Source organism: Roseateles sp., from assembly GCF_047654785.1.
GTDB lineage: Bacteria > Pseudomonadota > Gammaproteobacteria > Burkholderiales > Burkholderiaceae_C > Pelomonas.
Map to the genome: position 1 here is coordinate 16,761 of NZ_JASGKQ010000001.1, position 13,692 is coordinate 30,452.

The following is a 13,692-nucleotide window of genomic DNA, read 5'->3' on the forward strand; positions in this document are numbered from 1 at the left end:
CTCCGGCCTGCCCGCCCGTATTGCGCAATCGGCCCCTGCTGCCGCGCTGGAGCGGCGGGAATGCGTGAGGAGTTAACGGCGCGCGGCGGGCGCCGTTACAACGCCTTGCGCAGGTTGGCCGGCGCGATCTTCATGCCTTCGCGGTACTTGGCCACCGTGCGCCGCGCGCACTGGATGCCCTGTTCCTCCAGCATGGCCGCGAGCGCGCTGTCGGAGAGCGGCTTCTTCGCGTCCTCGGCGGCGACGAACTGCTTGATCAGCGCCCGCACCGCGGTGCTGGAGGCCTCGCCGCCGGCCTCGGTGGAGAGCCCGGAGCCGAAGAAGTACTTCAGCTCGAAGGTGCCCCAGCTCGTGGCCATGTACTTGGCGGTCGTCACGCGCGAGATGGTGGACTCGTGCAGGCCCAGCTCGTCGGCGATTTCGCGCAGCACCAGCGGCTTCATCGCCAGCTCGCCGTGCGTGAAGAAGCCGCGCTGGCGTTCGACGATGGCCTGGCTGACGCGCAGGATGGTGTCGAAGCGCTGCTGGATGTTCTTGATGAACCAGCGCGCCTCCTGCAGCTGCCCGCCCAGCGGCGAGTTGCTGATGCCGCCGCGCGTGGCGCGCAGCGCGTTGGCGTACAGCTCGTTGATGCGCAGCTTGGGCGCGACCTCGGGGTTGAGCATGACGCGGAACTCGCGGCCGCTGCGGCGCACGATGACGTCGGGCACGATGGCCGCCGCCGCGCCGGCCGCGAAGCGGCGGCCGGGCTTGGGCTCCAGCTGCGTGATCAGGCCCTGCGCCTCGCGCAGCAGGGCCTCGTCGGCGCCGGTCTCGGCCATCAGGCGGCGCATGTCGCGGCGCGCCAGCAGTTCCAGGTGGCGCTGGCAGATCAGCACGGCGAGGGCCTGGGCGGCGCTGGCGGGCTGGGTGCGCAGCTGCAGCACCAGGCATTCGGACAGGTCGCGCGCGCCGGTGCCGGCGGGCTCCAGGCTCTGCAGCAGCTTGTGCGCGATGCGCAGCCGGTCCAGCAGTTCCTCGCGCGCCTCCGCGTCGGCGCCGAAGGCGGCGGCGATCTCCTCCAGCGGGTCTTCGAGGTAGCCGTCCTCGTTCAGCGACTCGATGAGCACCTGCACGGCGGCGCGGTCCTCGGCGGACAGCGTCAGGCCGGCGAGCTGCCCGGCGAGGTGCTGGGCCAGCGTGGTTTCGGCGAACTCCTGGCTCTCGCGCTCGCCGTCGTCGTCGCCCGCGCCGCTGCCGCTGCCGGAGGGCAGCTCGCGGATGCCGTCGAAGTCGTCGCGCTCGGTGCCGTTCTCCCAGTCCTCGCGCTCGGTGCCGCCGAAGTCCTCGCCGCTGAGCTCCGGCGCGTCGCCGCCCTCCGACTCGCCGGCGGACGCCTCCGTGCCGGCCTCGGCCGGCGCGTTGGCGGCCAGCTCGGGCGTGCTGACGGTGAATTCCTCCTCCGTCTCGAGCAGCGGGTTGCTGGCCAGCATCTGCTCGACTTCCTGGTGCAGCTCCAGCGTGGAGAGCTGCAGCAGCCGGATGGACTGCTGCAGCTGGGGCGTCAGCGCGAGGTGCTGGCTGAGGCGAACCTGCAGCGTCTGCTTCATGGCGCGGCGCCGTGGTGGCGACCCTGCGGGCCGAGCGCCGGGCCGCTCCCAAGCCGGCCCGCGCTGGCGATGTGCGAGCGGCTCGATGCCGCGAGGATGTGCGAGGGGCTCACCATCCTCTACATCCGGAAGTTCTCGCCGAGATAGACCTTGCGCACGTCGGCGTTGGCCACGATCTCGTCGGGCGTGCCCTCGGCCAGCACGGCGCCCTCGCTGATGATGTAGGCGCGGTCGCAGATGCCCAGGGTCTCGCGGACGTTGTGGTCCGTGATCAGCACGCCGATGCCGCGCGCCTTCAGGAAGCCGATGATGCGCTGGATCTCCAGCACGGCGATCGGGTCCACGCCGGCGAACGGCTCGTCCAGCAGGATGAAGCGCGGCTGCGTCGCCAGCGCGCGGGCGATCTCGACGCGGCGCCGCTCGCCGCCGGACAGCGCCGGCGCGGGACTGTCGCGCAGGCCCTCGATGGACAGGTCGTGCAGCAGGCCGTTGAGCAGCTCGTCGATGCGCGCCCGGGGCAGCGAGCGGCCGCGCTCGTCCTGCTGCAGCTCCAGCACCGCGCGGATGTTCTGCTCGACGGTGAGCTTGCGGAAGATGGACGCCTCCTGCGGCAGGTAGCTCAGGCCCAGCCGCGCGCGCTGGTGGATGGGCAGGCGCTGCACCTCGGCGCCGTCGATGCGGATGACGCCCGCGTCCGAGCGCACCAGGCCCACCAGCATGTAGAAGCTGGTGGTCTTGCCGGCGCCGTTGGGGCCCAGCAGGCCCACCACCTCGCCGCAGTCCACGCGCACGTGGACGTCCTTGACGACCTTGCGGACGCCGTAGGTCTTGGCCAGGCCCTCGGCTTCGAGCCGGCTGCCGCAGGACGCGCCGCTGCTCATGAGGACTTGCGCGGCGGCGTCAGCGTGGTGGAGGGCTGCAGCGGCAGCGGCGCCGGCGCGGAGGCCGGCGCGTCGCCCGGCTGCGCGCGCGGCATCATGACGATGCGGGTGCGGCCGTTCGGGTTCGGCGAGGCGCTGCCGCCCTCCAGCGTGAACACCTCGGTGCGGCTGTTGTAGACGATGACGGCGCCCGTCACCTCCTCGGCCACCGCCGCGCCGCGCGTGCGGCGCACGTTGGCGTTGCCGATGAAGCGCACGGTCTCGGTCTTGGTGTCGTATTCGAGCTGGTCGGCCACGCCGGCGATGGCCTCGCCGGGCAGGTCGCGCGCCTGGCGGAAGCTGACCGGCTTGCCGGGCAGGCCGGTGGCGTGGGCCAGGTGGTAGCCGTCGCGCGTCTCGCGCACGTCCACCTTCTCGGCGCGCAGCATCAGGCTGCCCTGCGTGATGATGACGTTGCCCAGCAGCTCGGTGCGCTGGTTGACGCCGTCCAGCCGCCCCTCCTTGTCGGCCGTGAAGACCATGGGCTGGGCCCGATCGCCCTTCTCCGCGTGGGCGGCAAGGGCGGCGAGCGCGAGAAGCAGGGGCGGGAGGAGGCGCGGAGGCATGGCGGCACGGAAGTTGCAGGCCATTCTAGGCGCCTGCTGTGCCCGACCGCGCGGCTTCAAGCCTTGGTGCGCGCGCGGTTGATCAGGAAGTCGGTGACCTGCAGCGCGCGCTGGCCCAGCTCGTGCTCGGGCAGGCGCTGGCCGCCGGAGGCCATGCTGGGCGCCGTCAGGAAGCGGCCGCCCACGCCGATGCAGGGCACGCCGTCGATGCGGTAGGCCTCGGACAGCTTCTCGGCCTGGGTGCATTTGGTCTGCACGCCGAAGGAGTTGTAGGCGTCCTGGTACTTGGCCGGGTCCACGCCGACGCCCAGGCCGGCGAGGAACTTGGCCTGGCTCTTGGCGTCGTCCAGCGGCAGGCCCTGCTGGTGCATGGCGGCGAAGATGGCCGGGCGGGTCGCGGCTTCCTTGCCCAGGGCTTCCAGCGCGTAGAACATGCGCTGGTGGCTCCTGACGTTGGCGCGGAAGGCGACGTGGACCTTGCGGAAGGCCACGTCGGCGGGCAGTTGCCGGGTCCAGGCCTCGACCTGCGGCTCGAAGGCGTAGCAGTGCGGGCAGCCGTACCAGAAGAACTCGACCACCTCGATCTTGCCGGCCTGCGCGGGCAGCGGCTGGGACAGCGCGGTGTAGTGGCGGCCTTCGACGGGGCCGCCCTGGGCGTGGGCGGTGCCCAGGGTGCCGGCGAGCGGCGTGGCGGCGAGCAGGGCGGAGAAATCGCGGCGCTTCATGGCGGCAGTCATCCTTGAGTGCGGGAGGTCAGCGTTGTACACGAACGAGGTTGGCCTCGAAGCCCGCCCCTTCGATCTTGCGTTGCAGGTCTTCGGCGCCCTCGCGGGTGTCCACGGGGCCGAGGCGCACGCGGTAGAGGGTGCGGCCGTTCTGCTCGCGCTCCATCGTCTTGGCCGTGAAGCCCTGGATGGCGAGCTTGGCTTTCTGCGTCTCGGCGTCCTCGGGGCGGGTGTAGGCGCCGGCCTGGACGAAGTAGACGTAGGACTCGGCGGCCGACGCCGCGGCCGCGGCCTTGGGCGCGGCGGAGGCTGCGGAGGCGGCCGGCCTGGGCGGCGGCGGCGCGGGGGGCGTGGCCGTGGCGGCCGGCGCGGGGAGGGTTGCGGCGCTGGCGGCCGGCGGCGGCGCGGTCACCACCGGCGCGGCGTTGACGACGCCGCTGGCGCTGCGCGCGGTGCGCCCGGCCAGCGGGGCGTTGGGGTCCCAGTTGCGGTTGCGTTCGGCCTCGGCGGCGTCCTGCTCGGCGGTGCGCTGCGGCACCTTGTTGACGAAGGGGATGGGCGCCTTGGTGATGTAGAGCGCCACGCCCAGCGCGACGGCCAGGCCCACCAGCAGGCCGATGATGAGGCCGAGGACGAAGCCGCCCTTCTGGTTCTGGCGCTGGTGGCGGGTGGATTTGGCGGCGGCGGTCATGCGGTCTCCGGGAGGGGTTCGGCGGCAGGGTCGGGGAGGTCGCGGCTCATCTGCTCGGGCGCGGTCACGCCCAGCATGCCGAGCGCGTTGGCCAGCACCTGGCGGGTGGCGGCCAGCAGCGCGACGCGGGCGCGGCTGAGTTCGGGCGCCTGGCCCAGCACGCGCTCGGCGGCGTAGTAGGCGTGGTAGGCGGCGGCGAGGTCGCGGGCGTAGAAGGCCACGTCGTGCGGCGCCAGGCCGGTGGCGGCGCCGGACAGCATGTCGGGGTAGGCGGCGAGCTTGAGCATCAGCGCCTCTTCCGTCGGCGCGGCCAGCAGGCCGAGGTCGGCGCCGGCGATGGCGCCCGGGTCGCCGCCCATCTCGGCGGCCCAGCGGCGGATGACGGAGCAGATGCGCGCATGCGCGTACTGCACGTAGAACACCGGGTTCTCGTCGTTGGCCTTCAGCGCCAGGTCGATGTCGAAGACGAACTCGGTGTCGGCCTTGCGGCTGATCAGGAAGAAGCGCACCGCGTCGCGGCTGGTCCAGTCCACCAGGTCGCGCAGCGTCACGTAGGAGCCGGCGCGCTTGGAGATCTTGACCTCCTGGCCGCCCTTCATCACGGTGACCATCTTGTGCAGCACGTAGTCGGGGAAGCCCTGGGGGATGCCCAGGCCCTGCGCCTGCAGGCCGCCGCGCACGCGGGCGATGGTGCCGTGGTGGTCGCTGCCCTGGATGTTGATGCACTGCGTGTAGCCGCGCTCGAACTTGTTGACGTGGTAGGCCACGTCGGGCACGAAGTAGGTGTAGCCGCCCTCGCGCTTGCGCATCACGCGGTCCTTGTCGTCGCCGTAGTCGGTGGACTTGAACCACAGCGCGCCGTCCTGCTCGTAGGCCTTGCCGTTGGCGACGATGCGCTCGACGGCCTTCTCCAGCTGGCCGCCCTGGTAGACGCTGCTCTCCAGGAAGTAGTTGTCGAACTTGAGCCCGAAGGCCTGCAGGTCCAGGTCCTGCTCGTGGCGCAGGTAGGCGACGGCGAACTGGCGGATGCCGTCCAGGTCGTCCACGTCGCCGGATGCGGTGAATTCGCGGTCGTCGGCCCGGACCGTCTCGCGCCGCAGGAAGGCGTCGGCGATGTCCTGGATGTAGTCGCCGTTGTAGGCGGCCTCGGGCCATCCGGCGTCGCCGGGCTTGACGCCCTTCAGGCGCAGCTGCGTGGAGTGGGCGAGCGTGGCGATCTGCGCGCCCGCGTCGTTGTAATAGAACTCGCGGGTCACGTCGTGGCCCTGGCTCTGGAACAGCGCGCAGATCGCGTCGCCCAGCGCGGCCTGGCGCGCATGGCCCACGTGCAGCGGGCCGGTGGGGTTGGCGGAGACGAACTCCACCATCACGTGCCGGCCGGTCGCGGCGCGGTGGCCGAACGCCGCGCCGACGGCCAGCACCTCGGCGACCACGGCCTGCTTGGCCGCGGGCTTCAGCCGGATGTTGATGAAGCCCGGGCCGGCGATCTCCAGCGACTGCACCCACTGCTGGAAGGCGGGCCGGGCCTGCAGCGCGGCGACCAGGCGGGTGGCCAGTTCGCGCGGGTTGGCCTTCAAGGGCTTGGCCAGCTGCATCGCGGCGGTGCAGGCGAAGTCGCCGTGGGCGGCCTGCTTGGGGGATTCGAAGGCGGCGACGGCGTTCGAGCCGGGGGCGATTTCCTGGAGGGAGTCGGCGAGTGCGGCGAGCAGCGCCTGCTTGGCTTGGATCATGGCGGCGATTTTAGGAGGCGGGGGCGCCCGGCCCGAACGCCGGGCGGCGCGGCGGCGCCGGCATGCGCGGCCCGTATCATGCCGCGCGTGACGGACGACCTCCCCTCCCACATCGGCCGTTACCAGGTGCTGCGCCGCCTGGGCGAAGGGGCCACCAGCGAGGTGTTCCTGGCGCGCGACCCCTTCCAGGGCCAGGACGTCGCCATCAAGCGCCTGCGCGCCTGGGCGCCGCCGGCCGGCGCGCCCGCCGGCGACATCGCCCACCGCTTCTTCAGCGCCGAGGCCGCGCTGGCCGGGCGGCTGGACCACCCGAACGTGGTGGCCATCCTGGACGCGGTGGCGTCCGCCGAGTCGCCCTACCTCGTCATGGAGTACGTGCCCGGCGTCACGCTCAAGCACTTCTGCCGCAGCGACCGGCTGCTGCCGCTGGACCAGATCGTCGAGCTGGGCTTCAAGTGCGCGATGGCGCTGGGCTACGTCTACCGCCAGGGGCTGATCCACCGCGACGTGAAGCCCGCCAACCTGCTGGCCGTGCTGGACGCCAGCGGGCAGGTGGTGGACGTGAAGGTCAGCGACTTCGGCTCCGCGCTCAACCTGCACGCCGACGCGACGCAGATCCACCGCGTCGGCTCGCTGGCCTACATGCCGCCGGAGCAGATCGACGGCGGCGACGTGGACTGCCGCGCCGACATGTACGCGCTGGGCGCGGTGCTCTACCACCTGATCGGCGGTCGCCCGCCGTTCGATGCGCCGCACCAGATGGCGCTGATGCACCAGATCTACCACCAGGCGCCGCTGCCGCTGGCCGGCCAGCGCGAGGGCGTGACGGCGGCGCTGGACGCCGTGGTGCAGCGCGCGCTGGCCAAGGCGCCGCAGGAGCGCTTCGCCGACTGGGACGGCTTCGCGCAGGCGCTCTCGGCGCTGGTGGCCGGCCAGCAGGTGCCGCTGAACCGGCTCGGCGAGGTGCGCGACTCCGAGCGCTTCAACCTGCTGCGGGCGCTGGAGTTCTTCGCGGACTTCGGCGACGTGCAGCTGTGGGAGGTGGTGCGCCGCGCGCGCTGGCGGCGCTACCCGGTCGGGCATGCGCTGTTCAAGCGCGGCCAGGAGGGCAACAGCTTCCACATCGTCGCGCAGGGCGAGGTGGAGGTGTTCCGCGACGGCCGGCTGGTGGCCACGCTGGGCACCGGCACCTCGGTCGGCGAGATGGCCTACCTGGCGCCCAACCCCGACCTGCGCCGCCACAGCACGGACATCCGCGTCAGCCGGGAATGCACCACCATCTGCTTCACGCCGGAGATGCTGGGCCAGCTCAGCCCGGCCTGCCAGCACCGCTTCGACCGCGCGTTCATCCGCGTGCTGGTGCGCCGCCTGCATGCCGCGCACGAGGCGCTGGCGCACCCGCGGCGCATCCTGTGACCGCGCGCGTGGCTGTCAACGGCCGGCCGGCAGGCTGCGTTGGGGGCGGGCCGTCTTGGCAAAGACCGGAGGCCATGCTTGAATGCCCTGGCCCGTTCAACCCCTGAAGGAGGATGCCCATGAAGTCGATGACCCCGCTGTTCGCCGCTGCCCTGTTCGCCGTGGCGCTGGGCGCCCAGGCCGCAGACAAGGCGCCCACGGCGCAGCAGACCAAGATGAAGACCTGCAACGCCGAGGCCAAGGGCAAGAAGGGCGACGAGCGCAAGGCCTTCATGAAGGAGTGCCTGTCCGGCGGCGCCGCGGCCGCCGAGCCCGGCAGCCCGGCCTGCGAGAAGTCCGCCGCCGACAAGAAGCTGCACGGCGCCGCCGCCAGGAGCCACGTCAAGAAGTGCATGGCCGACGCGGCCGCCTCGGCGCCGCAGTGACGCGCTGAACGCGCGCGACGGGGGCAGCCTGCGGGCTGCCCTTTTTGCGCCCGCCGCATGATGAGGCGCGCGTGCGACCAGCTCAGACGGGCGACACGGTGTGTCGCTTTTTCGGCGAGCGCGGGAACGTCAGGTTCGCCGCGGCGCTACACCACGTGGCAGGCCACCTGCCGCCCGTCCACCGCGCGCAGCGCCGGCACCTCGTCGGCGCAGCGCGGCTGCGCCAGCGGGCAGCGCTTGTGGAAGCTGCAGCCGCTCGGCGGGTTCAGCGGGCTGGGCAGTTCGCCGTGGATGACGATGCGCTCGCGCCGGTCGGCCGCGCGCAGCGCGGGCGTGGCGCTCATCAGCGCGCGCGTGTAGGGGTGCAGCGGGGCGGCGAACAGCGTCTTCTTGGCCCCCACCTCCACGGCCGCGCCCAGGTACATCACCATCACCTCGTCGGCCACGTGCTCGACGACGCTGAGGTTGTGCGAGATGAACACGTAGCCGGTGCCGAACTCGTCCTGCAGGTCCATGAACAGGTTCAGGATCTGCGCCTGGATGGACACGTCCAGCGCGCTGACCGGCTCGTCGGCGACGACGATGCCGGGGTTCAGGATCATGGCCCGCGCGATCGCGATGCGCTGGCGCTGGCCGCCCGAGAACATGTGCGGGTAGCGGCGCAGGTGCTCGGGGCGCAGGCCTACCTTGGCGGCCAGCCGCTCGACGCGCTCGCGGCGCTCGGCGGCCGTGAGCGGCGTGTTGATCAGCAGCGGCTCGGCCAGCGTCGTCGCGATGGTCTTGCGCGGGTTCAGCGACGCGAACGGGTTCTGGAACACCATCTGCACGTCGCGGCGCAGCGCCTTCAGCGTGGCCGCGTCGGCGTGCGCGGCGTCGGTGCCGCGGATCTTCAGCGCGCCCTGCGTCGGCGGCTCGATCAGCGTCAGCTGCCGCGCCAGCGTGCTCTTGCCGCAGCCGGACTCGCCGACCACGGCCAGCGTCTTCCGGGCGCCGAGCGTGAAGCTGACGCCGTTCAGCGCCTTCACCGTCGCCTTGGGTTTGAACAGGCCGCGGCTGACCTCGTAGTGCCGCGCGAGGCCGTGCGCTTCGAGCAGCAAGCCGGGCGCCGGGCCGCCCCAAGCCGGCGGCGCCCCCTCGGGGGGTAGCGTCGCCGCAGGCGATGCGTGGGGGCTGAAGTCCTCAGGCATGGGCCGCCTCCTCGACGGGGAAGAAGCAGCGCACGCCGGCCGCCAGCGCCGGCCGCTCGGCGTGGCAGCGCGCCTGCACGCGCGGGCAGCGCGGGCTCAGCAGGCAGCCCTGCGGCCGGTCCAGCGCGCCGGGCACGATGCCGGGCAGGGCCGAGAGCCGCCGGGCGCCCTTGTTGTGTTCGGGAATGGCGGCCAGCAGCGCCCGCGTGTACGGGTGGCGCGGCGCGTCGAACAGGCCGGGCACCGGGCCGGTCTCGACCACCTGGCCGGCGTACATCACGGCCACGCGCTGCGCCATCTCGGCGACCACGGCCAGGTCGTGCGTGATCATGATCAGCCCCATGCCCTGCTCGCGCTGCAGCTTCAGCAGCAGCGCCATGATCTGCGCCTGGATGGTCACGTCCAGCGCGGTCGTCGGCTCGTCGGCGATCAGCAGCTTCGGGCCGCAGGCGATGGCCATCGCGATCATCACGCGCTGGTTCATGCCGCCGGAGAGCTGGTGCGGGTAGGCGTTGGCGCGGTTGGCGGCGTCGGGGATCTCGACCTGCTCCAGCAGCTCGACGACGCGCTGCCGCGCGGCGCGGCCGGTCAGCCCGAGGTGGACCTTCAGCACCTCGGCGATCTGCGCGCCGACGGTGTAGCTCGGGTTCAGGCTGGTCAGCGCGTCCTGGAAGACCATCGCCACGTCGCGGCCGATCAGCGCGCGGCGCTCGCGGGCGGAGAGCGCCAGCAGGTCGCGGCCCTGGAACTCGACGGCGTCGGCCGTCACCTTGCCGGGCGCGTCGATCAGCCCCATCAGCGCCAGCATCGTGACGGACTTGCCCGAGCCCGACTCGCCGACGATGCCCAGCAGTTCGCCCGCGTCCAGCGACAGGTCCACGCCGTCCACGGCGGGGAAGTGGCCGAAGCGCACGCGCAGGTTGCGGATGTCCAGAAGGCTCATGCTCATGCGACCTTCTTCAGCTTCGGGTCCAGCGCATCGCGCAGCCCGTCGCCCATCAGGTTGATGGCCAGCACCGTCACGAGGATGGTCAGCCCCGGCAGCGTGACGACCCAGGGCGCCCGCGTGATGTAGTCCCGCGCGGCGGACAGCATCGTGCCCCACTCCGGCGTCGGCGCCTGCACGCCCAGGCCGAGGAAGCCCAGGCCCGCCGTCTCCAGGATGGCGGAGGAGAAGCTCAGCGTCGCGTTGACGATCAGCGGCGCCATGCAGTTGGGCAGCACCGTGATGAACATCAGCCGCCACACGCCCGCGCCGGCCACGCGGCTGGCGGTGACGTAGTCGCGCCCGGTCTCGGACAGCGCGGCCGCGCGCGTCAGCCGCACATAGCCGGGCAGCGCGCCGATGGCGATGGCGATGACGGTGTTGACCAGGCCTGGCCCGAGGATGGTGATGACGCAGATGGCCAGCAGCAGCGAGGGCAGCGCCAGCACGATGTCCATCACGCGCATGATGGCCGGCGACAGCCAGCGCTGGAAGAACGCCGCCAGCAGCCCCAGCAGCACGCCCGGCACCAGCGACATCGCCACCGCCGCCAGCGCCAGCCCCAGCGACACGCGGGCGCCGTGCAGCAGCCGGCTCAGCATGTCGCGGCCCAGTTCGTCGGTGCCCAGCAGGAAGCGCGCGTTGCCGCCCTCGGCCCAGACGGGCGGGGTCAGCATGTGGTCGCGGTACTGTTCGATGGGGTCGTGCGGCGCGATCCACGGCGCCAGCAGGCCCGACGCGGCGATCAGCACGAACACCACCAGCGCGATGAACGCGCCGCGGTTGGCGGTGAAGCCCGCCCAGAACTCGCGCAGCGGGCCGGGCGGTTGCTTCTCGATCGGCACGGCGGCCATCAATGCCCCCCGCCCCGGATGCGCGGGTTCACCACGCCGTACAGCAGGTCCACCGCCAGGTTCACGACGATGAAGGTCAGCGCCGAGATCAGGATGCCGGCCTGCACGACGGGATAGTCGCGCCGCGCGATGGAGTCGATCAGCCACTTGCCGATGCCCGGCCACGAGAAGATGGTCTCGGTCAGCACCGCGCCGGCCAGCAGGCTGCCGGTCTGCAGGCCGACGACGGTCAGCACCGGGATCAGCGCGTTGCGCAGCGCATGCACCACCACCACGCGCGTCGGCGACAGGCCCTTGGCCCGCGCGGTGCGCACATAGTCCTCGCGCAGCACCTCCAGCATCGACGAGCGCGTCATGCGCGCCACCACCGCCAGCGTGCTGGTGCCCAGCACCAGCGCCGGCAGCACCAGGTGCAGCAGCGCGGACCGGAACGCGCCTTCCTCGTCCGACAGCGCCGCGTCGATCAGCATGAAGCCGGTCACGCGCTCGGGGTCGTACTCGATGCCGATGCGGCCGCTCACCGGCGTCCAGCCCAGCTGCACCGAGAAGAACATGATGAGGATCAACCCCCACCAGAACACCGGCATCGAATAGCCCACGGTGGCCGTGCCCATGACGCCCTGGTCCAGCAGCGAGCCGCGCCGCAGGCCCGCGCTGACGCCCAGCAGCAGGCCGAATCCGACAGCGAACACCAGCGCCGCGGCGGCCAGCTCCACGGTGGCGGGGAAGCGCGCCTCGAACTCGGCGCTGACCGGCTCGCGGCTCACCAGGCTCTGGCCCAGGTCGCCGTGCAGCAGCTTGCCGACGTAGTCCGCGTACTGCACCGGCAGCGGCTGGTCCAGCCCCATGCGCTTGACCAGCGCGGCGTGGGCCTCCGGGTCCAGCCGGCGCTCGCCCATCATCACCTCGATGGGGTCGCCGGGCACCAGCCGGATCAGGCCGAACGCGACCAGCGTGATGCCGATCAGCGTCGGCACCAGCGCGGCCAGGCGTTTGAGCAGGAAGCCCAGCATCACCAGCGCGAGGTGTAGGGCCGGGCCTCGGCAACCCCGGTGCCGGCCACGCGCATCAGGCCGGGCGTGGCGGCCACCTCGATCAGCGCGGCGGTCTCGGCGTCCACGGTGCCGGAGATGTCGCGCGGGCGGTACTTCATCTGGAAGGTGGCGACGACGTCCCGCGTCGCCGGGTCCATCTGCCCCGAGCGCGGCACGCCGTAGCCGATGCGCGCCAGCCGCTCCTGCAGCCAGGCCACGTCGCGCGGCGCCACCTCGTGCTCCAGCGTCTTCAGCAGCACGGCGGGGCCGTCGGGCCAGGGGATCAGCCCGGCGTCGGCCAGCTGCTTCCACGGGAAGCTGGGGCCGGGGTCCTGCTTGCGGCCCGGCGCGATGTCGGCGTGGCCGATGATGCGCTCCGGCCGCACGTGGTGGCGCTGCTGGATGTCGCGCACCAGCGCGATCACCTCGTCGATCTGCGCCTGCGGGAACGGCGCGTAGACGCGGCCGGCCGGGCCGTCCACCCAGCCCGGGTTGACGATCTCGATGCCGATGGACGACGAGTTCAGGTTCTGGTGCCCGGCCCAGAAGCTGGCGCCGGCATGCCAGGCGCGGCGGTTCTCGTCGACCAGGGCGTAGCTGACGGGCGGCTCGTCGCGCACCAGGTAGTGGGCCGACACCTGGCCGCCGGTGGTCAGCACCTTCAGCGACTTCTCCCAGTCCAGCACCGTGTAGTGCAGCACGATGAAGAGGCTGCGGCTGTCCTGGTTCTGCGAGGTGTGGCTGCGGTCGATGTGCGGCGCGCGCATGGCCGGGGCCGGCGTGGCGGGCGCGGGCGGCGCGACGCTGGCGCAGGCGCCGAGCAGCAGGGCCAGGGAGGCGGCGGCGAGGGTGGGGAGCTTCATGCGGCGGGCGGGCTGTGCTGGCCCGGATTGTTGCAGCGGGCCTGCCCGGCGCGTTTGCGGGTGAGCCCGCAGCGGCCATGCACGACGCCGCAGCGGGTATGCCGGCAGGTGATGGCCCGCACGGCGGTCGGCGAGGCTCAGCGGCGCCGGGCGGGCGGCTTCTTCGCCGCCGCCGGCCGGGCCGCGCGGGCGGGCTTCTCGGCCTCGGCCGCGGCCTGCAGCGGCGCCAGCGCGGCCAGGCCGTCGAGCTGGGCCAGCAGGCGCTGCAGGTAGGCGGGCGACAGGCCCTCGAGCCGCTGCAGCGCGCGCGTCACCAGCACCTGGCTGTGCAGCGGCCCGAGGTGCTCGGGGATGGGCGCGGCCACCTCGGCCATGCGGCGCGTCAGGCGCAGCGCGCTCCAGGTGCGCTGGTGCGCCCGCACGGTGCGCAGCTCGGGGCCGGCGCCGGCCTGCAGCGCCGCGAGCAGCGCGGCCAGCCCGGCCCGCGCCGCCTGCGGACCGGGGCGCGCGGCCGGCGGCGCGGGCAGTGGCGCGGGCGATGGCGCGGCCTGCGCGCGCCGCAGCAGCGCCTGCACCAGCCGCTCCCGCAGCGCGCCCGGCGGCAGGGCGGCGGCGCGCCGCGCCAGCGCCTCCAGCACGCGGCGGCGCACCGGGTCGGCGTCCTGCGCCCGGGCCCAGGCCAGCGGATCGTCCCGTGCGTCCATCAG

Annotated in this window: 14 protein-coding genes; 2 read left to right on the forward strand and 12 right to left on the reverse strand. The window is 72.9% G+C overall.

Annotation, left to right across the window (positions count from 1 at the left end; genetic code table 11):
* Positions 1–95: 95 nt before the first annotated feature.
* The 6 genes from QM788_RS00095 to argS form a co-directional block, all read right to left on the reverse strand.
* The gene (locus QM788_RS00095) at positions 96–1,589 is read right to left on the reverse strand and encodes an RNA polymerase factor sigma-54 (RefSeq protein ID WP_415659455.1); all 1,494 of its coding nucleotides are present in this window, start codon (positions 1,587–1,589) and stop codon (positions 96–98) included.
* 119 nt (positions 1,590–1,708) lie between these two features.
* Entirely contained in the window at positions 1,709–2,470 is a 762-nt protein-coding gene (gene lptB / locus QM788_RS00100; protein ID WP_415659456.1) for an LPS export ABC transporter ATP-binding protein, read from the reverse strand.
* The gene (gene lptA, locus QM788_RS00105) at positions 2,467–3,099 is read right to left on the reverse strand and encodes a lipopolysaccharide transport periplasmic protein LptA (protein WP_415659457.1); all 633 of its coding nucleotides are present in this window, start codon (positions 3,097–3,099) and stop codon (positions 2,467–2,469) included. The genes lptB and lptA overlap by 4 nt, the downstream gene beginning before the upstream one ends.
* A gap of 32 nt (positions 3,100–3,131) precedes the next feature.
* Positions 3,132–3,800: a thiol:disulfide interchange protein DsbA/DsbL gene (locus QM788_RS00110; protein ID WP_415659458.1), complete on the reverse strand. Its 669-nt coding sequence runs from the start codon at positions 3,798–3,800 to the stop codon at positions 3,132–3,134.
* 28 nt (positions 3,801–3,828) lie between these two features.
* Positions 3,829–4,491, reverse strand: coding sequence for an SPOR domain-containing protein (locus QM788_RS00115; RefSeq protein WP_415659459.1), 663 nt, complete (start codon positions 4,489–4,491; stop codon positions 3,829–3,831).
* Positions 4,488–6,221 (reverse strand): arginine--tRNA ligase, encoded by a 1,734-nt coding sequence (gene argS, locus QM788_RS00120; protein WP_415659460.1) that lies wholly within the window; start codon positions 6,219–6,221, stop codon positions 4,488–4,490. The genes QM788_RS00115 and argS overlap by 4 nt, the downstream gene beginning before the upstream one ends.
* A 78-nt stretch (positions 6,222–6,299) precedes the next feature.
* Between argS and QM788_RS00125 the strand changes: the two genes are divergently transcribed.
* Both QM788_RS00125 and QM788_RS00130 read left to right on the forward strand, forming a co-directional pair.
* Positions 6,300–7,637, forward strand: coding sequence for a serine/threonine-protein kinase (locus QM788_RS00125; RefSeq protein WP_415659461.1), 1,338 nt, complete (start codon positions 6,300–6,302; stop codon positions 7,635–7,637).
* Positions 7,638–7,756: 119 nt separating this feature from the next.
* On the forward strand, positions 7,757–8,062 hold the full coding sequence (locus QM788_RS00130) for a PsiF family protein (protein WP_415659462.1): 306 nt from the start codon (positions 7,757–7,759) through the stop codon (positions 8,060–8,062).
* 146 nt (positions 8,063–8,208) lie between these two features.
* On the opposite strand, the gene QM788_RS00135 is transcribed toward QM788_RS00130, so the two are convergent.
* The 6 genes from QM788_RS00135 to QM788_RS00160 form a co-directional block, all read right to left on the reverse strand.
* Entirely contained in the window at positions 8,209–9,249 is a 1,041-nt protein-coding gene (locus QM788_RS00135) for a dipeptide ABC transporter ATP-binding protein (protein ID WP_415659463.1), read from the reverse strand.
* Positions 9,242–10,198, reverse strand: coding sequence for an ABC transporter ATP-binding protein (locus QM788_RS00140; protein WP_415659464.1), 957 nt, complete (start codon positions 10,196–10,198; stop codon positions 9,242–9,244). Before QM788_RS00140 ends, QM788_RS00135 begins: the two co-directional genes overlap by 8 nt.
* Complete coding sequence (locus QM788_RS00145) at positions 10,195–11,088, reverse strand: ABC transporter permease subunit (protein ID WP_415659465.1); 894 nt, start codon at positions 11,086–11,088, stop codon at positions 10,195–10,197. The genes QM788_RS00140 and QM788_RS00145 overlap by 4 nt, the downstream gene beginning before the upstream one ends.
* Positions 11,088–12,101: an ABC transporter permease gene (locus QM788_RS00150; RefSeq protein ID WP_415659466.1), complete on the reverse strand. Its 1,014-nt coding sequence runs from the start codon at positions 12,099–12,101 to the stop codon at positions 11,088–11,090. Before QM788_RS00150 ends, QM788_RS00145 begins: the two co-directional genes overlap by 1 nt.
* Positions 12,101–12,985, reverse strand: coding sequence for an N-acetylmuramoyl-L-alanine amidase (locus QM788_RS00155; protein ID WP_415659467.1), 885 nt, complete (start codon positions 12,983–12,985; stop codon positions 12,101–12,103). Before QM788_RS00155 ends, QM788_RS00150 begins: the two co-directional genes overlap by 1 nt.
* A gap of 137 nt (positions 12,986–13,122) precedes the next feature.
* Positions 13,123–13,689 carry a DUF2894 domain-containing protein gene (locus QM788_RS00160; RefSeq protein ID WP_415659468.1) on the reverse strand — a complete coding sequence of 189 codons (567 nt, stop codon included), beginning with the start codon at positions 13,687–13,689 and terminating at the stop codon, positions 13,123–13,125.
* Positions 13,690–13,692: the final 3 nt, after the last annotated feature.

Coding starts and splice junctions, on each gene's coding strand:
- QM788_RS00095 (WP_415659455.1), bottom strand. CDS start 1,589: ATGAAGCAGACGCTGCAGGTTCGCCTCAGCCAGCACCTCGCGCTGACG.
- lptB (WP_415659456.1), bottom strand. CDS start 2,470: ATGAGCAGCGGCGCGTCCTGCGGCAGCCGGCTCGAAGCCGAGGGCCTG.
- lptA (WP_415659457.1), bottom strand. CDS start 3,099: ATGGCCTGCAACTTCCGTGCCGCCATGCCTCCGCGCCTCCTCCCGCCC.
- QM788_RS00110 (WP_415659458.1), bottom strand. CDS start 3,800: ATGAAGCGCCGCGATTTCTCCGCCCTGCTCGCCGCCACGCCGCTCGCC.
- QM788_RS00115 (WP_415659459.1), bottom strand. CDS start 4,491: ATGACCGCCGCCGCCAAATCCACCCGCCACCAGCGCCAGAACCAGAAG.
- argS (WP_415659460.1), bottom strand. CDS start 6,221: ATGATCCAAGCCAAGCAGGCGCTGCTCGCCGCACTCGCCGACTCCCTC.
- QM788_RS00125 (WP_415659461.1), top strand. CDS start 6,300: ATGCCGCGCGTGACGGACGACCTCCCCTCCCACATCGGCCGTTACCAG.
- QM788_RS00130 (WP_415659462.1), top strand. CDS start 7,757: ATGAAGTCGATGACCCCGCTGTTCGCCGCTGCCCTGTTCGCCGTGGCG.
- QM788_RS00135 (WP_415659463.1), bottom strand. CDS start 9,249: ATGCCTGAGGACTTCAGCCCCCACGCATCGCCTGCGGCGACGCTACCC.
- QM788_RS00140 (WP_415659464.1), bottom strand. CDS start 10,198: ATGAGCATGAGCCTTCTGGACATCCGCAACCTGCGCGTGCGCTTCGGC.
- QM788_RS00145 (WP_415659465.1), bottom strand. CDS start 11,088: ATGGCCGCCGTGCCGATCGAGAAGCAACCGCCCGGCCCGCTGCGCGAG.
- QM788_RS00150 (WP_415659466.1), bottom strand. CDS start 12,101: ATGCTGGGCTTCCTGCTCAAACGCCTGGCCGCGCTGGTGCCGACGCTG.
- QM788_RS00155 (WP_415659467.1), bottom strand. CDS start 12,985: ATGAAGCTCCCCACCCTCGCCGCCGCCTCCCTGGCCCTGCTGCTCGGC.
- QM788_RS00160 (WP_415659468.1), bottom strand. CDS start 13,689: ATGGACGCACGGGACGATCCGCTGGCCTGGGCCCGGGCGCAGGACGCC.